The following is a 23,992-nucleotide window of genomic DNA, read 5'->3' as shown; positions in this document are numbered from 1 at the left end:
GTATAACATATCAAATATTTACAAACAGAGTAAGGACTGCCTGATGGCAGCCCTTTTGTCACAGGCTTTATGGAGCGACGTTTAGTCCACGGCGTTTCAGAAGCGCTTCGGTGGTCGGCTCTGCGCCACGGAAAGCTTTGTAAGATTCCATCAGGTCGCGAGAATTCCCCACTTCGAGAATGTGCTTGCGGTAGTGGCTGCCAATCTTGCGATTGAGCCCGCCCTGAGACTGCACATAAGCATAGGCATCGGCCGCCAGGATCTCACTCCACATGTAGGCGTAGTAACCTGCGGAGTAGCCACCTCCCATTGAGTGAGCAAAGTAAGCGGATTTATATCTGGGTGGCGCATAGTCGATGTTCACGCCATGCTTAGTCAATGCGGCTCGCTCGAACTCAACCAGATCTTGCAAAGGCGCATCCGCCGCCAGCGCATGCCATTCCATATCCAACAAAGCTGCGGCAACATATTCCAGTGTATCAAAGCCCATATTGAAGCTACGGCTGGCAATCACTTTGTTCAGTAATGCCTGCGGAATCGCTTCTTTGGTTTGGTAATGCTTCGCATAGTTTTGGATAACTTCCGGATGAATAGCCCAGTCTTCTTCAAACGTTGACGGGAACTCCACAAAGTCACGAGATACAGACGTCCCCGCTAAGCTCGGATAAGTCACCTGAGACAGCATGCCGTGCAATCCATGGCCCAATTCATGGAACATAGTAGTTGCTTCAGAGTAACTCAGTAATGTTGGCTGGCCATCAGGCGCTTTTTCGATGTTCATCACATTGATCACAACCGGGCGCTGATTATCCAGGCCTGATTGTTGTACAAACGAACTCATCCAGGCGCCACCACGCTTACCATCACGGGCAAAGTAGTCAGCCATAAAAAGTGCCAGGCTGGTACCATCGGCATCAAAGACTTCATAGGCTCTCACATCCGGGTGGTAAACCGGAATATCGTTACGTGGCTTGAAGGTTACGCCATACAGGCGCTCCATTGTATAGAACAGGCCATCTTTCAGTACCTGATTGAATTCAAAATAGGCTTTCACCTCTGACTCATCCAGATCGAACTTATCCTGACGAACCTTATCGGCATAGTACAACCAGTCCCAGGCCTGTAGTTCAAAGTCGCCGCCCGTGGCGCGGATTTTGTCTTTAATAGCCTGAGCCTCTGCATCGACATTCTTCAACAACGCAGGCACCATACTGGCAAACATGTCATACACTGCGGTGGGTGTTTTGGCCATTTGCTCATCCAGGCCATAATGTGCCCAGCTCTCATAACCTAGTAGCGCCGCCTTTTTTGCTCTGAGCTGTGCCAGCTGTGCGACAATTTCGCGGTTGTTGTTGTCACCTTTTAAGCCACGATAAGCGGATGCGCGCCATACCTGCTCACGCAACTGACGGTCTTCGAGCTTGGCCAGAATAGGCTGACGCGTGGTATTGGTAATTTTGATCAGATACTGTCCCGGATGCCCGGCTTGTTCAGCCGCTTGTGCCAGCTGCGCGATATGGGCATCTGTCAGGCCAGCCAGTTTCGCTTTGTCCTGAACCAACACAACATTGCTTTTCGACAGTGCCAGCAGGTGCTGCGAGAACTGCGTGGTTAATGACGACAAAGCCGCATTAATCTCACGGATCTCTTTTTGTTGCGCGTCCGTCAGCTTGGCACCCGCTCTGACAAATTGCTTGTAATAGACTTCTGTCAGGCGCTTTTCTTCCGCGCTGAGGTCAAGCACATTCAGCTGTCCGTAAACCTGGGCTACGCGCTCATACAAGGCTTTATTCAGGTAAATGTTGTCGTAGTGACCGGCCAGTTTGGGAGCCAGTTCAGACTGTAGCGCCCGGCGCTCTGCATTAGAATCGGTGCCAGACAGGTTAAAGAATACAGCCTGGGTCCGCTTTAGTAATTCACCACTTCGCTCCAGCGCAACAATGGTATTACTAAAGCTGGCAGGGTCTGTTTGGCTGATAATTGCATTCACTTCAGCTATTTGCTCAGCCATGCCCTGCTCAAATGCCGGCGCGAAATGCGCGTCGCTGACGGTATTAAAATCCGGTGATTGATATTGCAATGTGCTCGATACCAGTAGTGGGTTGCCTTCAGTTACCGTCGCAGAGGCTGCGCCTTTTTGCAAGCCTGAAGTACGATCCCCGCCCGTGCAGGCCGTTACAAGTAAGGCGGAACTTACCGCCAATGCTAGCAACTTTTTCATCATTGTTTCTCTCATCTGTAAAATAGGATGGATATGTTATAATATAACAAAACAATCAACAATCTTTGTTGCGCTGAATACCCGCAGATGTGAGTCGGGTTATCGGAGGCAGTACAGGCGATTTAACCCCAGCCTGTTTCGAGGTGGAAAAGGAACAGCCTTAAGTTTTTGTTTATCTGTATAATTAATCAGGATACCAATGGCACGCTTAATAAAACACGCCACCTTAGTGAATGAAGGTAAGCTTTACGTTTCTGATCTCAGAATTGAAAACCAGTATATTGCAGAAATTGGCCCGGACTTATCGGCTAGGTCTGGTGAAGACGTCATCGATGCCCAAGGCATGTGGTTGATGCCCGGCATGATAGATGACCAGGTCCATTTCAGAGAGCCGGGCCTTACCCATAAAGGCTCCATTGCCAGCGAGTCGGCAGCCGCCGTCGCCGGTGGGATCACCAGTTTCATGGAAATGCCCAATGTCTCCCCTTCCACGACTACCCGCCAGGCTCTCGCTGACAAACAAGTAATCGCACGTCAGAACTCTGTCGCAAACTATGCATTTTACCTGGGCGCTACGCCCGATAACTTAGATGAAATCAAGGCCATTGACCCACACCAGGTGTGCGGGGTTAAAGTCTTTATGGGTGCCTCGACCGGCGATTTACTGGTCGAGCACCCTACTGCTTTGGATGCGATTTTCAGAGAGTGCCCTACGCTTATCGCTACGCATTGTGAACAGGGCTCTGTGGTCCAACAAAATGCCGCACAGGCATTACGTTTTAACCGTTAAGTGAGACTCATAAACCATGATGCAACTTCCCGATATTGCGAGCCATTTTGCGCCAGACAGCCAGAGCCCGCTAAAGTGGGTTGGGATGGAAAAAATTGCCCTACCCATGCAGGTGCGCTGCGATCAGACCAGCGTCAACATCAACACGCTTATGGACGTTTTTGTCAGCCTGGATACAGGCGCAAAAGGCATACATATGTCACGCCTTTACCTGCTTGCCAACGAAGCACTGGCGGGAATTGAACTCACTTTCGCACAGCTCGATAAGGTACTCAAAGAGATAGTCGCGTCTCAACAAGGTCTCAGTCAGTCTGCCAAGTTAGTCATTAAGTTTGAGCTGCCATTGAACAGACCGGCTCTGAAAAGTAGTTACAGCGGATACAATGCCTACCCGATAGAGCTGCACTGTGAGCACCATGAGGGCAAAACACACTGCAAGCTTATCAGTACGATTACCTACAGCAGTACCTGCCCATGTTCAGCGGCTTTGTCTCGTCAGTTACTGAGTGAGACAGTGGCACAGCAGTTTGCCACACAGGACAACATAGACAAGGCCCAGCTGCTGGAATGGCTTAAAGGACCGCACGGCTCTGTTGCAACACCGCACAGCCAGCGCTCTTATGCCTATATTGAAGCCGCACTGGCAGGCGACCACTTACCGGATCTGGCGCACTGGCTTGCGCTGTTTGAAGAAACCCTGGCTACGCCAGTACAAACTGCGGTTAAACGCGAAGATGAGCAGGCATTTGCAGCTTTAAATGCAAAAAACCTGATGTTTTGTGAGGACGCGGCAAGGCGTATTAAAGCAACGCTGGAGTCTATTTCAGAAGTTGCTGATTATCAGTTTAAAGTAGAGCATCAGGAAAGTTTGCATGCTCATAACGCCGTCGTATACGACCGCAAATCATAAGGAAAACAGCACATCCACATAGCATAGTGCGCGGATGTACTGTAAGGGTTAGAGACGGGTAAAGCTCATTTCCCAATTAGTTTCCCAGCTCTGGCCACCATCTTTAGAAAAAGCCTGTGCCCAGGTTGGTTGCTCAGGGTTAGTCGCATCCCAGATAAAGCGCACTTTAATGGCTTCACCGTTATATTCCTCGTCCGCATAAAAACGCCCGATGCCATCGTTAAACTCGCCAACCACCGGGGTATCCATCCTGCCCGGGTTACGTCCATCCAGCCACCAGATTGACCACTGCCTGGTACTTTTGTTATATGAACGGATCGCCTTTGCCCGCACAGACCCCTCAGGAAAATGCAGGTGGTTGTCTTCCACATTACCAAACCCGCCCAGCGTATTGAGTGTTGATGACTCCCCATTGAACTCTATCCACTCATCACCTTCATTAAGTATGTCCTTCAGGCGGCGATGCTGTACCGACCACTGGCCAACCATAAAATCGAAGTCGCCGGGTGCGCCTGACGCGTTGGATTGAAGCATAGTAATCCCTTGTTTTATTGTCTAAATTGGCTGCTACTCTAGCATGACAACTGTATAAGTAAACAGTGCATTTATGACAAAATCTCGACAGTTTCAGACATGGTAATGACTGATTTTGGCTTGGCGCAAAATGCCCGTAAACGACCCATAAACCAGCTGAATACTTCGCTCTGACCGCTCAATTCGCATTCCCCCTCACAAATACTCTGCAACACCTGTTGTACATCCGTACTGGTCAGGGCAGCAATAGCTTGTGAGGTCACAAGATGTATGTGGCACACGGGTAACTGCGCCATGATTTTACTGTCCTCGCTGACCGTGCCCTGTAACAAGGTCAGCGTATGTTTACTGGCTGTTGTGCTGACCTTCAACTGTAAGTCAGGCACTTTGCCATGCTGCGTCTTTTGCCACCTTTGCAGATAGACTAAAAATTCAGCCCACCAATTATCCAGCGTCGTTGTCTCAACCGACCTTTTGGGCTCGGCCACCGATGCTCTGGTAAACGATGCTTCCACTTCTTGCACCGCGTCTTGTAACGCCGCCAAGGTCGCATCTACATCGTCTTTGGTGTGCGCTGCCGAGCAGATAAAACGCAACCGCCCGCGACCAGTTTCGACTATCGGATAAGTCACGGCTGAAGCCTGAATACCTTTTTCAAACAAACGCTGTACAATCGCATACAGTTTATCTTTATCACCAAAATGTGGGGTCACAATCGGTCCGTCTCCACTGCCCAAATCAAACCCGGCGGCACTAAATTGGGCCCGCATGTAACGGGCGGTGTCCCACAACCGTTCACGTAGTGAGTCATCCTGACTGATCCGCTGCAGTGCCGTAAGCGCCGCGGCGATATCTGCTGGGCTCACCGAAGCCTGAAAAATATAGGCTCTGGACGAGGCTTTTAACAGCTCAACATACTCAACACTGGTCGCAACGACGCCGCCCAGGCTGCCCAACGATTTGCTCAACGTGGTCATGATAAAATCAACCTCGTCGCTTACTCCCTGCTCAGCACAGATCCCGGCTCCCTGCTGGCCATAAAACCCAAAGGAGTGTGCCTCATCGACCAGTACCAAAGCCTGATAACGCTTTGCCATGCGGACGATCTCAGCCACAGGCGCGGCGCCCTCCCCCATACTATAAACGCCCTCAATAATGACCAACACGGTGCGATAGGGAGAGGTCTCAGACTCAAGTACAGAGGCCAGATCGTTAACATCATTGTGTTTAAAAGTACGTACTTTGGCACCACACAATCGTGCGCCATCAACGATGGAGGCGTGGCAGAGCTGATCGATCACCACCACATCGTTTTCACCCAGTAAGCCCGCGACGGCACCGACATTAGCGGTATAACCCGTTGGAAATAAACAAGCGGCGGGTTTGCCCACCAGGCTGGCAAACTGTTGTTCAAATGCCAGATGCAGATCCGTTAAACCAGACGCCGCCGCAGAGGTCCCCATGCCAGTGCCAAACTCTGTCACGGCCTGATGTGCAGCTTCAATGACCGCGGCATCGCGATTCAGTCCAAGATATAAGTTGGTGGTCCAGATAATCGCCTCTCGCGCCTCACTGTGCTGGGCATCAGCTACCGTACCACGCGTACCACTGCCGGTGCGCAGCACCTTACTATAGGGATTAGCGCGGTGCTTACTCACCATCTGAGTGGCAGCCTGAACTAGCTTGCTTTTATCCGCGGCCGACCACGACGCAGCCTTGGCCAAAGCAAAAGGAGGATGACTGGCACGCATTTGAAATTGTAACTCTTTAAGCGTATCGCGCAGTGGGCTCTGACGGGCAGTTAATGATTCTCCAGAGCCTAAACTCAGCAAATGCTGAGCCAGGCGCTGAGGCGTATTAAACTCATAAATTGCCTGCACGGAACAAGCGACATCAAATACATTGCTCAGCCGATTGCTTAGTTCCAGCGTCGTTAGTGAGTCCAGCCCGGCCTGCTCAAAGGTTTGCGACAGCACCGTATCAGCAGGGAGGCCGAGCAAAGTGCTCAGCTCATCACAGATCATCGCAACCACAGACTGTTCAGAATCGACTGTTTTGCTTGCTCCGCGTGGCTCTCGATCCGCTGATACATCAGGCAAACGACTACGATCCAGCTTGCCGTTGGGCAGATAAGGCAATGCATCAACAAAGCAAACATTGTTTGGAACCATATGGTTTGGCAGATGACGGGCCACAAAGGACAAAATCACATCCGGGCTGAGTGCCCCACCCTGCTGACAGACAACACAGGCTTGCAATCTGGCCTGTCTGCTTTCTCCCTCCAACACCTTAACAGCGGCTGCAGAGATACCCGGCATGGTACTCAGCACCGTTTCGATTTCTTCCAGCTCAATGCGAAAACCACGGATTTTGACCTGCTGATCCACCCGGGAAATAAAGCGTAACTCACCATGTTTGGTCCACTGACACACGTCACCGGTTTTATATAAACGCGACTCTTCAATGCTACTGTCTGGTGCAGGGATAACGAAACGCGCATCTGTGCGTGGTTTGTCAAACAGGTAACCCGCCGCCAGCTTGCCTCCCGCTAGGTAAAGCTCACCCGCTTCGCCTTCTGGTACCGGCTTTAGGTCTTTATCCAGCACATAAGCGCGGGTATTTGCCACAGGCTTGCCAATGGTGATTTTAGCCATATCCGGGTGTAGCTGTACAGCCGTCGAAAATACCGTGTCTTCGGTTGGACCATAGACATTGATCACTCGCAGGCCCGGCTGCTGACTATAGACCTGCTTAACCAATGCAGATTTGAGTACTTCACCACCAAAAATTAAGCAGCGAAGTGTATCAGGTAATGTATAGCCACTGAGTAAGGCCCGGATGGCTGAGGGCACAGCAATACAGGTTCTGACCTTATCTATGCTCTGTAAATCAGGTAATGCCAGAATGTTTTTTGCCAGCACCACCGTACCACCAAGCAAAAGCGTGCCGATGATCTCCATCACTGATGGGTCAAAACACACCGAAGTAGCGGCCAGCACACCGCTCAGCTCTTCCTCACAAAGCAACTCGCCCATGGCCGTGCACATCGCAAGCACATTGCTTTGTGTGACCGCGACCCCTTTTGGCTCGCCGGTCGACCCCGAGGTATAAATCACATAAGCCAGTGCTTGAGCGTCACACTCAGGGTCTGGCAGAGACAGCAACGCACCGTCTATGTCAGCCAGCAAAATGTGTGTGCTCACTCTTTGACACAACGCAGCCGACGCACTGCCATCCACAATCACCGCCGCAGCTTTACTGTGGGCCAGCATATAGTCAATGCGGGAACGCGGATAGGTTGGATCCAGCGGCACATAAGCGCAACCGGCTCTGAGCACGCCAAGCAAAGTGGCCACCAGCTCCCAGCTGCGCTCCATACACACGCCTACTAATGCACCGGGCACAATGCCACTGTTTGTCAGTTTAGCGGCAATCGCCTCTGCTCGGTGCAATAATGTCTGATAGCTTATTTCCTGTGTGCCATCAATCAGGGCGGTTTTGTCAGGATGGATTTGTACACGGGTGATAAATCGAGCCGCAATAGGTGACAGCTCGCTTTCCTTATTCTGAAGCTTGCTTTGCGAGTTTATCGCAGCAGCAGGTATTCGCTTGTTCATATCAATTTCCTTTGTTGTTATTGTTTAACTATGCAGATGGTCCAACAGGCATGAGCAAGTCTGTCTGGTCTGAAACGGATTTCTCGTATGGCAACAGGCACATACTCATCCGCTGTTATTCAATTAATTTCAACACAGAGATTACATTGATGAATAAAAAGAAACTAGCAGTCTGAACTGTCAGTTATAGCGGAAGATACAAAAGCAGAGTTGGAACAAAGTGAAAAAGTAAGCCGGCATGATGCCGGCTTACCGTTAAAGACTAAACAAGGCTGTCTTATAGATTACTGACTACGGACTATTCACCGCCACGGACAACAAGCGAAAGTCCACTATACTCGTCATAATCACGTGGCGCGGATACCCCTTGCTCAAGATAAACCCCCATAAACTCATGATAACGGGTTTGTGGTGTAAAACTATGAAGAAAGGCCTTATAAAACCTCTCTGGTACTCTAAAAATATTGGTATTCAACGCAGGTAAAAAACAAGCGTATTCTACGATGGATCTGAGTTCATGAAAGTTAGGGAATCGCCAATCACTATAACCCGCAACAGACAGTCCCTGAACTGCTTCGATATGACGAACAATCGAGGCGTTGAACACCTCTCCCTCACACTCACTGGTTTGCGCATTCCATGTTTGTCCAGTCAAGCAGCGATGCCACATTAGCCCCGTTGCAGTGTGTGTTACGGTGCCATCATCATGCACGATAAAGTCCCGATTTGGTGTGGTTTTTGGTATATCGTCGCGGCAATACGCTTGCACCCCAACGCTGCATAGGGTTAACAAACCAACGAAAAACATTGTTAACTTCATTTTATCTCCTTCCGTAAAGGGCACTGAGTGCCCTTATCCTGATGTTATTCTGCAAAGCGTACCAGTAACACTCTGGCATTTTCCGTTTTGCGCATTCTGTAGAATTTCTTCACCCGATAAGTAGTAGAGTGTCCGCCCTCTGTGGTGTACAAGGCAAACTGTGGATCTTGCGCCGATGTTTGCTCCGTCCAAATGTATAGCGGCAATCTATCATCAGGTTTCTGAGTGAGCAGATTCACGAAGCTCCACTCATTTCTTTCCGATTCAACTGAGATTTGGAAAATTGTGAGTAACTCTTTCGTGCTTGGCATACGCCAGTCTTTGGCTCCACACAGTCCAGCTGTATTCACGGCTTTCACGAACGATGGATAGTCACAGGCACTCCCTTTACACTCACCGCCATTTTCCACTCCCGGATATCCTCCATTGCTATTGAAGTCTGGGTTGTACCAGGAATAAGTGTGGTCCGTATAATGTAATGATTCAGTATCACTTTGTTTCACTTCCCACATCAGGCCGGTGTAGTTATCACGCAGACAAGCATACTCCTGCGCCCCGTTAGGTAACGGGTTACCTTCACTATCGATCTTGGTCAAGTCAAAGCCGGCCATACCGAAGCCAACTTTAGGGAGCTCTCCCGCTAACGCTTTAGCATCTCGACCAAAATGACCATCCTGATTGGCAATTTCATAGTTACCATAGCCCTTACACTTAAGCTGAGAGAGCGTTGAGTTACTGTATGTTGCGGCACAATACTGCTGACCGGTATCGTTCAGCTTACCTTTTCGGGCAATACTGCGTGCAGTCACTTCGTTACTCATCGCATTTTCACTACCCAAATGATTTGCGGTGACCATGACGTAATAATCCACGTAATTGGAGATAGCCACTTCCACACCGCTGCTCACATTTGCAACGCGTGTACCCGCACGCAAAGTGTCATAGTTTTGCGGCGTCAACCCAGGCTGTTTCGCATAGAACAAGGTATAGCTGTCAGCCCCTGCAACAGGCTGCCAGGTAATACGCGCTGTGCTATCGGATGTGTCGACTGCGATACTTGGTGATTCAAGGTTAAGCATAAACTCCACTGACAAGCTGCAAGCATGCTTTAGTGGCTCTGTCGTAAAGACATTGCCTGTCAACGTACCAGTGCATCCAGATACATTCTTAATAATGTAGCCCTGCTCAGGAGTTAACTGGAAAGTCGCACGCGCGTTGTAGTCCACAAAGAGGCTAGTCGGCGTAACCGAGCCGCCCGAGGTCGCACTTGCCGTGACTTCAAACTTAATCCCGTTGAACTTGGCCGTAATCTGACAACTACTGGTTATAGTACCGGTAGTGTACGTCTGACCATTCAGCTGACCATTACAACCCAGCACGGAATCAATTTCATAGCCTTCATTCGGCGTTACTTGCAAGGTTACCGTATCTCCATAGGCCGCAGTAAAGGACGCTGGAGAAATACTCCCGCCGGTTTCAGCAATCGCTGTTACCAGGAAGGTGTCTTTACTAAAGCTAGCAGACACATTACAGCTGGCAGTGATCTGAGCGGTTGTATAAGTATTGCCTGTGAGTTTACCGCCACAACCATTGACACCACTGATGCTGTAGCCTTCAACGGGTGTTAACGTGAAGCTTGCCGTATTGCCATGTTCAACACTTTGTTGAGCAGGAGAAATGCTGCCCCCGTCTGTTGCGCTCGCATTTACCGTGTAGCTGTATTTTTCAAACTCAGCAGTCACCGTACAATTCTCGATGAGTGCACCGGTTCTGTAGGTATTACCAGACAATGAACCGCGGCAACCTGAAATCGACTTGAGGAAGTACCCTTCGTCAATACTCACGGTTAACTCGGTGCTGGTATATTTATTAATCTCCTGGCTGGCTGGGCTCAGGCTGCCACCTTCGTTAGATACCCCGGTAACAATCAGTTTATTGGAAGCAAAACTGGCAACCACATTACATGATGCTGTAACCCGGTCAATGGTATAGAGGTTGTTCGTATAGCTACCACCACAACCTGTTACGGATGTAACTTTACGTCCTTCATCCGGATACACCCATACGCGCGCACCTTCGCCATATTTCACAGTCTGGGTTGCTGGTGTCACCCGACCTCCACTACCAGCTGAAGCTGAAACAACCAGTGTTTTAAGACTAAAGCTTGCAGATACCGTGCAGTTTGCAGTCACCGCGCCTGTGGTGTAAGTATTACCAGTTAGACGACCAGCACACCCAGTCACGGAGTCAATCTGATAACCCGCATCTGGCGTCACCGTCAATGTTACTGTGCCTCCAGCGGATACACTGCTGCTTGCTGGTGTAATCACACCACCGGTGCCTGCAATTGCCGAGACACTATATGTCGCTTGCTCAAAGGTTGCATGTACATTACAGCTAGAAAAGATAGGCGCAGTCGTGTAGGTATGACCATTGAGTACGCCATCACATCCGGTGACACTTGCGATCCGGTAGTTAGGCCCTGATGGTGTGACATCAAATTCAACTTGCTCACCATCAAACACAATTCTGTGAGTAGGGGAAATCACACCACCCGTGTTCGATGATGCCGTTACCGAGTGTTCCAATATAAGAGGGTAAAAATGCACCTCTATCTTACAGTTTTGTGTAACCGCTGCGGTAGTGACCATATTGCCACTGGTACTGACACCACAACCCTTTGACCAAAAAGCAATGTTAGGTTTAGGTGAAACAGTCACACTGGCACGCTCACCATGCATTACAAACTGTGACATTGGCGTTACAGTGCCCAATTCGGAGCCAAACACAGATACATCAATAATATATTGATTTGGGTGGAAGCTGGCCTTAACCGAACAGTCTGAATGCATTGGTCCCGTAGTATACTCATTACCACTCAAAGTACCGTTACAACCGGTTACACCTTCCGTCCAAAACCCTGCATCAGGTGTCACTGTAAAGATAGCACTTTGGCCCGACTCAACTTCCTGATGAGGAGGTGTAATGGTACCGCCCGATGATGCCTGGGCAGTTGCTACATACTTAGCTTTAGTGAAAGATGCAACGACTTCACAGTTACCATAAATAGGGGATGTCGTATAAGTTTGCCCACTTAAAGAGCCTTCGCAACCTACCACTTCGTTGATGAAGAAATCATTGTCAGGAGTCACTGTAAAGCTCGCCTGAGCACCATGATTTATACTTCTCGAAGCAGGAGAAATTGATCCGCCATTTAATGCCCTTGCTGACACAAGGTAAGCGATTGGCTGGAGTGTAACATCAATTTGGCATGACTCAGTGACTGGACCTGTTGTGTAAGTCAAATTATTCAGAGTACCGCCACACCCTATCACCGAAGCAATCTCATACCCAACATCTGGCGAGATTGTAAAACTAGGCCTCTCTCCGTAATTGACTTGCTGAGAACGAGGTGAAACCTGTCCATATGAAAAATCGGCGACAGACACTTCAAATTGTTCTTTAACAAAGCTGGCGTTGATCTGGCAGTTGTCAACAATGGGGGCCGTTGTATAGGTCGAGCCACTCAATGCACCACCGCATCCTGTCACGCTTTCAACTAAAAAGCCCGATTCAACAGATACTTCTACGCTAGCCACTGCGCCATAACTCAATAATTGGCTCGCCGGAGTGAGGCTACCACCTTCAGTGGCTTGAGTTGTTACTGAGTACTTATTTGCATCAAAATTAGCAACCACTTCACAGGCAGCCGTAATTGGCCCGGTCACATAAGTTGTTCCTACCTGAGCTCCTTCACAACCTGTGACTGATACAATGCTGTGACCTGCTGCTGGCTGTAGTTCAAAGGTCGCACTTTGACCGTGCTCAACGTCTTGCTGAGCAGGTGTTACAACGCCACCGTCACTGGCAATTGCAGTAACGGGATAGACAGTTCGCACAAACTTGGCACTGACCTGACACGCAGCCGTGATCGGTTTGGTGGTATACAGGTTACCAGTCAGTGAACCTTCACACCCTTCAACAGCATCAATCGAGAAGCCCTCATAAGGTGTTAAAGTAAAGGTCACGCTATCCGCGTAAGACACAGTTTGCTGTGCTGGGGTAATTTCCCCGCCTTCGGACGCCTGCGCTTCGACGGTAAACTGCTGAGCACTGAAGGCCACGGCCACTTCACAATTGGCCATCACAGGGGCGGTGGTGTAAACATTGCCATCGAGTATCCCCTCACATCCAGACACTGAAGCAATCTTCTGGCCAACATCCGGTGTCAGCGTCAAGCTTGCAGACTCGCCATGCAAGACAAATTGAGAAGCTGGAGACACCGAGCCACTGCCACTTACCTTGGTCGTTACAGCATAACTATTCTGATCAAAGTTGGCACTTACCTGACATGATTGTGTGATAGGCGCAGTCACAAACTGACCATCAATAAGCTGACCGCCACACCCCTGGATATCGACAGTGTTGTAACCTGGCTCAGTTGCAACCGCAAAGGTCGCTTGCTGGCCATGTGCAATACGCTGGCTGGCCGGAGATAATGCGCCACCCGTTGATGATACCGCGGTCACCTCATAATGATTTAAGCTAAAGCTTGCATGTACATTACAGGCACCGGTGACATTACTGACCGTATAGACGTCGTCAGACAATACGCCATTACACCCAGTCACCTCTACCAGGCTGTAACCCGTATCTGCGCTGACCTGGAAACTTACCGCTTTTCCATGTACAACTTGCTGTTGTGCAGGAGAAATACTGCCCCCCTTACTGGCTGTCGCGGATATTTCGTACTGTTTAGCAACAAACGAAGCACTCACGTGGCAGCTTTGTGTGATTTCAGCAGTAATGAATCTACTATCCGTCAACACACCGCCACAACCGGACACTGACTCCAGTGCAAAGCCTTCGTTTGCAGTTACACTAAACGAGACTTGCTGACCATGCGTTGCGGCCTGCTCGCTGGGTGAAATACTGCCACCTTCAGTAGCGCTGGCAGTTACCTGATATTGTGAAGCTTTAAAGCTTGCCTGAACATCACATGCTGCGGTTATCGCCCCGGTCGTATAGGTATTACCAGATAATGTACCGCCACAGCCTGTGACATTATCAACCAGGTAGCCGGCTTGTGGTAACAAATTGAACGAAGCCACATTGCCGTGCACAACTTGCTGAGTACCAGGGTCTATTTGACCACCAGCTCCTGCTACTGCATTCACCGTATACTCACGTTGTGCGAAATGCGCATTAACAGTACAGTTGGCTGTCACGGGGCCGGTGGTGTATTGATTGCCAGACAACTGACCACTACAGCCTTCGATGTTAGCAAGGTAGTAACCCGACTGCGGCGTTACAGCCAGTGTCGTTGTGCCATCATAGGCCACCTTCACAGTGTCTGGGGTGATAGAGCCACCACCCGTTACTTGAGTAGACACACTGAAATATTGCTGCGAAAACGAGGCGGCAACTTCACAATTTGCAGTCGCACCCGCAGTAGTAAAAATTTGTCCCTGCAGGGTTCCATCACACCCGCTAATGTTTTCCAGGTTATAACCATTTTGCACCTGCACTGTAAACTGAGCAGACTCACCATGTTGCACAGTCTGCTCGGCAGGCGTTATGCTTCCCCCTTCACCACCGCGAGACGTCATCAGGTACTGATTTAGTGCAAACTGCACATCCACCTGACAATCCGCAGTAATAATACCGGTGTTGTAAGTGTTCCCCGTTAATGTTCCGTCACATCCCACGGCTGATTCAATGTGATAACCAGTGCCTGGGTTCAGTAAAATGGCAGCTACATCACCGTTGTTAACTTGCGATGTCGTGAAACTACTTGTGCCACCTTCAGATGTATTAACCGTCACGGTATGCTGCTTTGGCATCGCTGGACCACCTGGATCCTGGATAAAACCATTATTCTCCAGTCAGCATCACCTAGTTGCCCATCGGTTAAGGTCAAGGTGACGACTTTTCTGTCTTCTGAGATCTGATACAAATCTCGAGGTAGCTCATACCAAGTATCGCCAGCCCCAGGCTGTGCCGGACCAAACTTATAGTACTTGATCCCTTCGGGCAGTGGCTTTTCGTAGACTATATCCAACTCTACGGTTGCGCCCAGCTCTGTGGTTAAGTCGATATCGTTTACAAGAAAGGGTAAGTCAATGTCTGCAGGAACTGGCGGTGCCCCTTCTTCACCCGGCTGAATGATCCCTTTACTGGTAGGGGAAATACCGGCATTGCCCTTAACATTCAGCTCAACTTGCTGATCTAATTTATCACTCTTAAGGGCAAGACTGAGCGGGTGAAACTCCACTTGGATTTCACACTCTGCTGTCGCAGCCGGAATACTATACTTATCATCTGATAGAGCCCCACCACAGCCATATGCTTTACCGACTTTGTAGCCTGTTGCAGCAGACAGTGTAAATGTCTGCTCAGTGCCCCAGTCCAGTACCGGTGATTCAGGGTAAATATTTCCCTCACCTGACTTGGAGGTGGTTATTTGAAAAGATTTCAAGGCAAAGACAGCGTCAATTTGGCAATCTTTTGAGACCTTGTCTGTTGTGTAAGTATTGTTTTTTAATGTACCACCACACCCGGTCATAGATTCAATCAAGTGACCTTGATTAGCTTTGACTGTAAATGTCGTACTGTTGCCTGATGCAAGACTTTTGCTCATCGGCGTAACCTGACCTGAACCAGTTACGTTGACTGAGAGAGATACATTTGTTTGAGTCGTTTTTCCACCTGATGTAGTGGGAGAAGTTCCGCCGCTGTTACCACCTTCACCGCCTCCACCTCCACATGCACTAAGTAGCAATGTAGAGGACAAAACGGCAGGAAGGAGTAACACGGAGGCTGAGCACTTTTTATTAAGCATTTAGCTTCCTTATTATTTCTTTCCGTAGAATTTCCAATCGGCGCTAATTTACCTGAATTGAGTTCAAATGTTAATGGAGCAATTGAAATTTAAAGGGTTAAACTATTGATTGGAAAAAAGTTACCCACAAAAAGAACAGCGAAAAACACAATAAAGTGAACTTTTGCTCTAGGCCGTAAAACGCATTAATTACAGCTTATATCACTCAGTGAACACCGCTTGTAGGCACTAAGCGGACTATTGTCTGCTTGTTTTTCGTAGCCAGCGGGGTATGGTGGAATGTCAGCTTTAACAGTGAATGGAATGAGGATATGAGTATTGTTTTAACCACCCAATGTCGTGATGATGTGGGATTAATTGCCAAAGTTACGGGGCTCTGTTTTGAGCATAACCTGAATATAGTCCGTAACAACGAATTTGTAGATAAAGCAGGTGAGCGCTTTTTTATGCGCACAGAACTGACAGGTGATGTCGGTGAACAGTTTTTGCCGCAACTACGCAGTGTGCTGCCAGAGGGTGCACAAGTACACTTACATGGTAATGAAAAAACCAAAGTGGTCCTGCTTGCCACCAAAGAAGCCCACTGTCTGGGTGGTATGCTGCTAAAGCAATACGAGAATGCCTTTAACGTTGAGATCCAGGCGGTGGTAGCCAACTATGATACCCTGAAGCCCTTGGTAGAGGGCTTTGGCGTGCCTTTCCATCTGGTTTCTCATCAGGGACTAACACGAGAGCAACATGACGATGCCATGGCTCAGGTCATTGAGCAATACCAGCCCGACTTTATCGGTCTGGCCAAATATATGCGGGTGCTCAGCCCACAGTTTGTTGCGCGTTTTAGCAATCAGATCATTAATATTCACCACTCTTTCCTGCCAGCGTTTATCGGAGCAAAGCCTTACCATCAGGCGTTTGAGCGCGGGGTAAAAATCATTGGTGCCACGGCACACTTCGTCAACGACGAATTAGATGAAGGTCCGATCATCATGCAGGATGTCACTCAGGTGAGTCATGCCGATAGCGCAGAGGCCATGGCTAAAATGGGTCGGGACATAGAAAAAGTGGTGTTCTGCAAAGCCATTCAATTAGCAGCGGAGCATAAGCTGTTTATCAATGGTAATAAAACCGTGGTGTTTGCCTAGCGCAATAACAAAAACGCCAGCATCTTTGCGCTGGCGTCTCACTTTAACAATGGCTGGCTAACTCTGGCTATCGAGGGGTTCCAGTTGCAGCTTAGCGGCAATCAATACCGCCTGAGTGCGGTTGTAGACCCCCAGCTTTCGGAATATCGCCGTAATGTGTGCCTTGACCGTCGCCTCTGAGATATTCAGTTCATAGGCGATTTGCTTGTTGAGCAGCCCTTCATGAAGATATTGCAACACCTTGTATTGTTGTGGTGTCAGTGATGCGATTTGCTGTGCCAGCTGTTTGTCTTCTCCGTCGAGCTCAGCAATCTGATCTTTAAGGCTGGCTGGTAACCAGACATCGCCCTCGAGCACCTGGTTAAGTGCCTCAACAATTTCCTTTGATGAAGAAGCCTTGGGAATAAAACCCATAGCACCATAGCCCATCACTTTAGAGATCACATTGAGGTCTTCACTGCCCGACACCACCACAATGGGCAAACTAGGATAATCCTCACGGATGCGGATCAGGCCGTATAAATCGCCATTGCCCGGCATATGTAAATCCAACAACAGCAGATCCAGCTCGTCCTGTTCGGATAATTGTTGCAATGTTTGCTCGAAGTTTTCAGATTCGAAAATCTCCAACCCATCAAACTGGTTTTGCAGCGCCCCTTTTAATGCTTCGCGAAACAAAGGGTGATCGTCCGCAATTAAAAACTGGTTCATGCTTGGCTCCTAAAAAATCGGCTGTCATGTCGACAGCCGATATAGTAGGTCAATATTTTGTCATAATTCAAGCGATTAACGCTCAATTAACGGTTTAGTCTGTTTTCGATCAATTCATCGACCACACTTGGGTCAGCCAATGTCGAGGTATCACCCAATTGCTGATATTCATTGGCAGCAATTTTACGCAAAATACGGCGCATGATTTTACCTGAACGCGTCTTCGGCAGACCGGGGGACCATTGGATCATATCTGGTGAGGCAATTGGGCTGAGCTCTTTGCGTACCCAGTTACGCACTTCTTTGGTCAGTTCTTCTGTGACTGCGACCCCCTCGTTTGGAGTAACATACACATAGATCCCCTGACCCTTAATATCGTGCGGATAACCCACCACGGCAGCTTCCGCTACAGCTTCATGGGCAACCAGTGCACTTTCAATTTCGGCGGTGCCCAAACGGTGTCCAGAGACATTCAGTACATCATCTACACGGCCCGTGATCCAGTAATAGCCATCTTCATCGCGACGACATCCATCACCGGTAAAGTACACCCCCGGATAGGCTGAGAAATAAGTTTGCTCAAAGCGCTCGTGGTCGCCATAAACAGTCCTCGCCTGAGAAGGCCAGCTATCCAGGATCACCAGATTGCCCTCTGTTGCGCCCTCAAGCGTATTGCCCTCAGCGTCAAACAGGGCCGGTGCAATACCAAAGAAAGGACGGGTCGCCGAGCCCGGTTTCATATCCGTCGCCCCCGGCAATGGTGTGATCATAATGCCACCGGTTTCGGTCTGCCACCAGGTGTCCACAATCGGGCACTGGCTGTTACCAATTTTCTCGTAATACCAGCTCCAGGCTTCCGGGTTAATTGGCTCACCCACCGATCCCATGATCCGCAAGCTAGTGCGTTTCGAGCTGGCAATTGGCTCATCGCCTTTGGCCATCAGTGCACGGATAGCGGTCGGCGCAGTATATAAAATGGTGACATTGTGTTTATCGACCACTTCACCGATGCGCCCGGAGCTTGGGTAAGTCGGCACCCCTTCAAAAATCACCTGAGTACAGCCATTCACCAGCGGCCCATAAGCCATGTAGCTGTGTCCAGTGATCCAACCCACATCGGCGGTACACCAGTAAACATCGTCGGCTTTGACATCAAAGACATACTCGTGCGTCATAGATGAATACACCAGATAACCCCCTGTGGTGTGTACGACCCCTTTTGGCTGGCCTGTTGAACCAGACGTGTAAAGGATGAACAAAGGATCTTCGGCATTCATCGGCTCTGGCTCACACTCACTGGTGACATCTGCCACCAGCTCATGCCACCAGACATCGTGCGCTTGCCATTCTACTTCGCCACCGGTGAGCTGATGCACAATCACATGTTCAATGCTGACGCCATCCTGACTGACTGCCTCATCGACATTGGCTTTCAGTGGCACACAGTTTCCGCCGCGACGCCCTTCATCGGACGTGATAACCACTTTCGCGCCTGAGTCTTTGATCCGGTCCGCAATGGCTGACGGCGAGAAGCCACCAAACACAACTGAGTGTACCGCTCCGATACGGGCACAGGCCTGCATGGCATAAATCGCCTGAGGTGTCATTGGCATGTAAATGGCTACGCGGTCACCTTTTTCTACCCCCAGCTTTTTCAGGCCATTGGCAAGCTGCGCTACCTCATCGTGCAACTGCTGAAAAGTAATGTGCTCACTTTGTGTTGGGTCATCACCTTCCCAGATCAGCGCAACTTTGTCTGCGTTGTCTTTGAGGTGGCGGTCAATACAGTTATAAGAGGCGTTGAGTACACCGTCTTCATACCATTTGATGCTGATATGACCTTTATCAAAGGAGGTGTTCTTTACTTTGTTGTAGGGGGTAAACCAGTCAAGGCGTTTTCCGTGCTCGGCCCAGAATGCCTGAGGATCGTCAATGGATTGTTGGTATAGTTTTGTATATTGATCGTTATCTACCAGCGCTGCGCTCCTGATGGCTTCAGGAACCGGATAAATGCTCTGTGACATAGTCATCTCCATGTTGATTTTGGCCAGACGGCGATGCACCAAGGATCGCCCACTCTTTTTATATTAAGTATTAGACCTTAGTTGTACTTGCACCCATATTGCAAACATAGTAGATAAGTTAGTCCGTCCTCAAGGTCTGCTTCCAGCAACAAGTGCCGCAATGCGCATGACTTCGCCATCTACATCCCACCTTAGTCGTATAGACCAAAGGTTAATTGAGTAAAAAGCCGCCATCAACAACATTGAAAGGTAAGAGGCACATTCGCTGATCTCCGCCGGGGTATGTCTGCGCAACCCGGAGCAATGCAAACAGGAATTCAACTATGACAACAGCAAAAAAAAATCATTTAACGCTCAGCGCTCTGGCTGTGCAAAGTGCACTGCTAAGCGGCCTGTTCGTTTCCAGTGTCAACGCAGCAGAACTGGGTAGCACAGAAGTAAAATATGGTGGGTACATAAAACTGGATGCCATCTGGAGCGACTTTTCTGATGGCAGCTTGCCTTCTCAGCACATTGGCAGAGATTTCTATATCCCCGGTACAACACCGGTCAGTGGTGGCGAGCCCAAAGATGCGGTTTTTGACATGCATGCTCGCCAGTCTCGATTTAACTTTGCAACGGATACTAAGCTGGATGACGGCAGCAGTATTCAAACCAAAATCGAGCTGGACTTTATCGCTTCTACGGGCGGTAACGAACGGGTGACGAACTCCTACTCCCCTCGGATCCGCCAAGCCTATGTGACCTATAAAGGCTGGCTGTTTGGTCAGGCCTGGTCCAACTTCCAGAACGTCGGTGCACTACCTGAAACGCTGGACTTTGTCGGACCGGCAGACGGCACAGTGTTCGTACGCCAGGCCATGGCTAAGTACACAATTGGTAACTGGTCTTTCTCGGCAGAAAACCCGGAAAGCACCATCACCTCGGAAGGCGGAGCCCGTGTTGTTACCGATGATGCCAGTATGCCCGACTTTACCGCCCGTTATACCTATAAAGCGGACTGGGGTCATCTGGTGGTCGCCGCGTTAGGCCGTGAGCTGACCTATAAAGTTGCGACGGCTGATGAAAGCGAAACCTCTTTCGGTATCAGTGCGTCCGGTCGGGTCAACTTTGGTAAGAATAACCTTAAATTTATGCTGACTCAGGGTCAGGGGTTAGGTCGTTATGTGGGTCTCAATGCGGCACATGGTGCAGTCTATGATGGCAAAGACCTACATGCGATTGATTCGACGTCAGGCTTTGTTGCCTACCAGCATTACTGGAATCCACAATGGCGCTCTACCTTCCTTTATTCGTTCTTCTCAGCAGACAATGACAAAGATCTCTTAGGCGTCACCGTAGATCCTACAGAGTCTACCACCAGCTATAGCGCAAACATTCTTTACTCACCCGTGAAGAAACTCACTTTTGGCGCAGAATATAAGGTCGCAACCCGAGAAACCGAAAGCGGTGCTAAAGGGGATCTGGACCGACTGCAATTCTCCGTGAAATATGTTTTTTAAACTCCCGTAGCAAAAAGCCCGCAGCAGCGGGCTTTTTATTTTGTTTGTGCCTTGTCGAGCGAGCTTATAAGGTCGCTTTACGCTCGTTGTAATACTCAATCAGCTTATCGACGGCTTCCTGACAATATTCACGCACGCCTGCAACCACCATATGCTTCTCACCCTGGCCAACTTGCTCATCACCATGGAACAGGTTGAATCGCAGTACAATTTTTCCGCGCTTGCCTTCAAAGGTAAACTCAGGCTCTGCTGGCTGAAGTGAAACTTCTTCAATATCCAGTCTGTCCAGGTGGATGGACATAGATTCATAGATCACCATGGGACGAGCCGGGTTAATCATCACATCCTGCTTTGCCATCAGTGGAATAATCACATGAGGAAAGGTGGTGCCAGAGAACTCGACGTAGTTTCTGATCAGGCTAGAGGTCAAACTTTCGCATTGCTTGCGCTCACCATCTCGCTTTACAGACAGCATGACCTTATCCTCTGAGGTGATATCAAAGGCATCGCTCAGTGGTGGAAATTGCAGGCGACTGGTTTCATCCACCATGCCGACAAAGTCAAAGTGCATATTCTCACTTACACCGTAGCGTTCAAGCACTAACGAGAACAGCAAGTCACCCGGTACACAGAATTTCTTAGCATCGACATCGTGCAAAGGGTTAAAGTCATCCGCCACCTGTTTAGCAAACTGGCTGGCCTGCTCGCGGCTAATCGCCACGCTATCCATTTCTTGCTGGTAATAAGGAGTTAGCATAATTCACTTCTGTATTGCTTTAAAACCGCGCTATGTTAGCAGAATTATGACTCTGAGAGGTCATATCTGTTTAACTTTCCTGAAAAGGACGCTTTAAGTTATTAAAAGTTTAGCCTTTGCAGTAACTTAACTAAATTAAAATAAAGCCATCAGTGGCTCATAGCCCCATGTGAACAACAACCCTGCGCTCAGCACGACAAAAATCACATAGGCGATCAGACCACTGCGCATAGCAGGAGCAGATGATACAGGCTCTGCTGTTTTGCCCGTCAGTAATGGCTTAACCAGGTTTTTACCTTTTAGTCGATAAACCACAATCGCACTAATGTGGATCGCAATGGCAATCAATAAAATATCGATATTGGAATGATGAATATCTCCGGCAAGTTCGGCCCAGCTATACGGGACATATGCCACCAACGGTCCTTCGACCAGAATATCATCCGTAGTAAACAAACCAGAAATGAGCTGCACACTGATTAAGACAAAGAAAGCAAGTACCATCAGGCTGCCAGCCGGGTTATGGCCAACGTAAGACGCCGACGATTTTAACGAAGCCAAAATTGCTTTAGGAGAATGGAATAAACTACTGAGTTTTGCAGTCTGACTGCCGATGATGCCCCAGATAAGACGCGTCGCCATCAGCGCCAGTAACAGATAGCCAGTTACAAAGTGCACTTCCAGCCAGCCTTCCTCGCCGCTGAAATACAGCACAGCGATACCAATGACCAGTAACCAGTGAAAGCCACGTATGAATCCATCCCAAACTTTAGTTGCCATTTTATTACCCCGAGTGATTTTGATTTTAACCTTCGCAGGGTATCACAGGCAGGTAAAATACGTGAAGACAGGGCGGTGATTTGCGCTCACCGCCCCAAACAGTGAGACTAGCCTTACAGACACGCCGCCAGAATAGCGCGTGATTTAGCCAAATCAACCTGTTGATGCTCACCCAGGGCAGTCATACCATGGCGTTCAAGCTGCGCCACGATTTTATCTGCCGCATCAGCGCCTACACCGTAATCACTGAGACGGGTTTTCATGCCCAAAGACTGGAAGAAGGCTTCGGTTTTCTCAATGGCCAGGTCAATGGCCTGTGCTTCATCGCTGATATCCAGCCCCATAACGCGCTCGGCGTATTGCAGCAGCTTGCCGCGCTTGGCATCGCGCTGCTCGTGCATCATACGTGGTAGCACAACCGCCAGCGTCTGCGCGTGATCTAAGCCGTAAACCGCAGTCAGCTCATGGCCAATCATATGCGTACCCCAGTCCTGTGGTACACCAGAACCAATCAGGCCATTCAGTGCCATGGTTGCTGACCACATCACATTGGCACGGACTTTATAATCCACTTGCTCAGAGAACAACTTAGGTCCCTCTTCCATTAAAGTCAGCAACAGGCCTTCGGCAAACCGGTCTTGTACTTTTGCATCAATGGGGTAAGTCAGGTATTGCTCCATGACGTGAACAAACGGATCGACCACACCATTGATAAGCTGGCGCTCAGGCAATGAAGCCATGACCTGAGGATCCAATACCGCAAACTTGGGCTGCACCTTAGGCGAAGCAAACGGCAATTTATCGTTGGTTTCCTTATTGGATACCACACTGAAGCTGTTCGATTCAGATCCTGTTGCCGGCAGGGTTAACACCACACCCAAGTCCAGTGCAGACTTTATTTCAGCACCTTTGGCAAGAATATCCCATGGCTCACCGTCAAATTCAGCGGCCGCAGCAATGAACTTGCTGCCATCAATGACCGAGCCACCACCCACAGCCAGCAAATAGGTGTAGCCTTCCTGACGGATCAACTCTACCGCCTGCATACAGGTTTGATAACTGGGGTTAGGTTCAATACCGCTAAACTCTCCCCAGCTATGATTAGCCAATGCATCGCTCACCTGCTGGTAAATCCCATTGCTTTTAATACTGCCGCCACCGTAGATAACCAATACTTTCGCATCGGCTGGAATACTGTCTGACATCGCCCCTATCTGGCCTTCCCCAAATAGAATTTGCGTCGGATTATGAAAACTGAAATTCAACATGCTCTGTTCCTGTTAATATGTGACTCGATATGAAACGACCCTCAGTCTAGCTTGCCCGCCTGTGATGATCATTAG

The 23,992-nt window shown here is 49.2% G+C and carries 15 protein-coding genes; 4 read left to right on the top strand and 11 right to left on the bottom strand.

Features of this window, described 5'->3' with window-relative positions; all coding sequences use genetic code 11:
* Window positions 1-67: 67 nt before the first annotated feature.
* Window positions 68-2,224, bottom strand: a complete 2,157-nt coding sequence (locus tag ELR70_RS07855) for a M3 family metallopeptidase (RefSeq protein ID WP_054014452.1) — start codon at window positions 2,222-2,224, stop codon at window positions 68-70.
* Between the two features lie 196 nt (window positions 2,225-2,420).
* On the opposite strand from ELR70_RS07855, the gene ELR70_RS07850 reads away from it, so the two are divergent.
* Both ELR70_RS07850 and folE2 read left to right on the top strand, forming a co-directional pair.
* A complete protein-coding gene (locus tag ELR70_RS07850) occupies window positions 2,421-3,011 on the top strand; it encodes a hypothetical protein (protein WP_235577068.1) in 591 nt (196 codons plus the stop codon).
* Window positions 3,012-3,027: 16 nt separating this feature from the next.
* A complete protein-coding gene (gene folE2, locus ELR70_RS07845) occupies window positions 3,028-3,921 on the top strand; it encodes a GTP cyclohydrolase FolE2 (RefSeq protein ID WP_054014451.1) in 894 nt (297 codons plus the stop codon).
* A gap of 48 nt (window positions 3,922-3,969) precedes the next feature.
* Here folE2 and ELR70_RS07840 read toward each other — a convergent pair whose 3' ends face one another.
* The 5 genes from ELR70_RS07840 to ELR70_RS07820 form a co-directional block, all read right to left on the bottom strand.
* Window positions 3,970-4,455 carry a hypothetical protein gene (locus ELR70_RS07840; RefSeq protein ID WP_054014450.1) on the bottom strand — a complete coding sequence of 162 codons (486 nt, stop codon included), beginning with the start codon at window positions 4,453-4,455 and terminating at the stop codon, window positions 3,970-3,972.
* Window positions 4,456-4,526: 71 nt separating this feature from the next.
* Complete coding sequence (locus ELR70_RS07835) at window positions 4,527-8,072, bottom strand: amino acid adenylation domain-containing protein (RefSeq protein ID WP_082353132.1); 3,546 nt, start codon at window positions 8,070-8,072, stop codon at window positions 4,527-4,529.
* Window positions 8,073-8,370: 298 nt separating this feature from the next.
* Complete coding sequence (locus ELR70_RS07830) at window positions 8,371-8,892, bottom strand: DUF1566 domain-containing protein (RefSeq protein ID WP_054014449.1); 522 nt, start codon at window positions 8,890-8,892, stop codon at window positions 8,371-8,373.
* A gap of 44 nt (window positions 8,893-8,936) precedes the next feature.
* Window positions 8,937-14,735, bottom strand: coding sequence for a DUF1566 domain-containing protein (locus ELR70_RS07825; RefSeq protein ID WP_128064531.1), 5,799 nt, complete (start codon window positions 14,733-14,735; stop codon window positions 8,937-8,939).
* The gene (locus tag ELR70_RS07820; protein WP_128064530.1) at window positions 14,714-15,733 is read right to left on the bottom strand and encodes a choice-of-anchor U domain-containing protein; all 1,020 of its coding nucleotides are present in this window, start codon (window positions 15,731-15,733) and stop codon (window positions 14,714-14,716) included. The genes ELR70_RS07825 and ELR70_RS07820 overlap by 22 nt, the downstream gene beginning before the upstream one ends.
* Before the next feature lie 311 nt (window positions 15,734-16,044).
* Between ELR70_RS07820 and purU the strand changes: the two genes are divergently transcribed.
* Window positions 16,045-16,875: a formyltetrahydrofolate deformylase gene (purU, locus tag ELR70_RS07815; protein WP_054014447.1), complete on the top strand. Its 831-nt coding sequence runs from the start codon at window positions 16,045-16,047 to the stop codon at window positions 16,873-16,875.
* A gap of 57 nt (window positions 16,876-16,932) precedes the next feature.
* On the opposite strand, the gene ELR70_RS07810 is transcribed toward purU, so the two are convergent.
* Together ELR70_RS07810 and acs are read right to left on the bottom strand one after the other, a co-directional pair.
* Window positions 16,933-17,586, bottom strand: a complete 654-nt coding sequence (locus ELR70_RS07810) for a response regulator transcription factor (protein WP_054014446.1) — start codon at window positions 17,584-17,586, stop codon at window positions 16,933-16,935.
* A gap of 86 nt (window positions 17,587-17,672) precedes the next feature.
* Window positions 17,673-19,610, bottom strand: a complete 1,938-nt coding sequence (gene acs / locus ELR70_RS07805) for an acetate--CoA ligase (RefSeq protein ID WP_054014445.1) — start codon at window positions 19,608-19,610, stop codon at window positions 17,673-17,675.
* A gap of 323 nt (window positions 19,611-19,933) precedes the next feature.
* On the opposite strand from acs, the gene ELR70_RS07800 reads away from it, so the two are divergent.
* Window positions 19,934-21,112: a DcaP family trimeric outer membrane transporter gene (locus ELR70_RS07800; RefSeq protein WP_054014444.1), complete on the top strand. Its 1,179-nt coding sequence runs from the start codon at window positions 19,934-19,936 to the stop codon at window positions 21,110-21,112.
* Window positions 21,113-21,176: 64 nt separating this feature from the next.
* Here ELR70_RS07800 and ELR70_RS07795 read toward each other — a convergent pair whose 3' ends face one another.
* From ELR70_RS07795 to ELR70_RS07785, 3 genes are all read right to left on the bottom strand, one after another.
* A complete protein-coding gene (locus ELR70_RS07795; protein ID WP_054014443.1) occupies window positions 21,177-21,869 on the bottom strand; it encodes a DUF3581 family protein in 693 nt (230 codons plus the stop codon).
* Between the two features lie 135 nt (window positions 21,870-22,004).
* Complete coding sequence (locus ELR70_RS07790; protein WP_054014442.1) at window positions 22,005-22,649, bottom strand: cytochrome b/b6 domain-containing protein; 645 nt, start codon at window positions 22,647-22,649, stop codon at window positions 22,005-22,007.
* Between the two features lie 113 nt (window positions 22,650-22,762).
* Window positions 22,763-23,917 carry an iron-containing alcohol dehydrogenase gene (locus tag ELR70_RS07785; protein ID WP_054014441.1) on the bottom strand — a complete coding sequence of 385 codons (1,155 nt, stop codon included), beginning with the start codon at window positions 23,915-23,917 and terminating at the stop codon, window positions 22,763-22,765.
* Window positions 23,918-23,992: the final 75 nt, after the last annotated feature.

The sequence above is a fragment of the Pseudoalteromonas sp. R3 genome (assembly GCF_004014715.1).
In the GTDB taxonomy this organism is placed as follows: Bacteria; Pseudomonadota; Gammaproteobacteria; order Enterobacterales; family Alteromonadaceae; genus Pseudoalteromonas.
The sequence above is the reverse complement of the archived record's forward strand: the minus strand, read 5'-3'. Positions and strand labels throughout refer to the sequence as shown.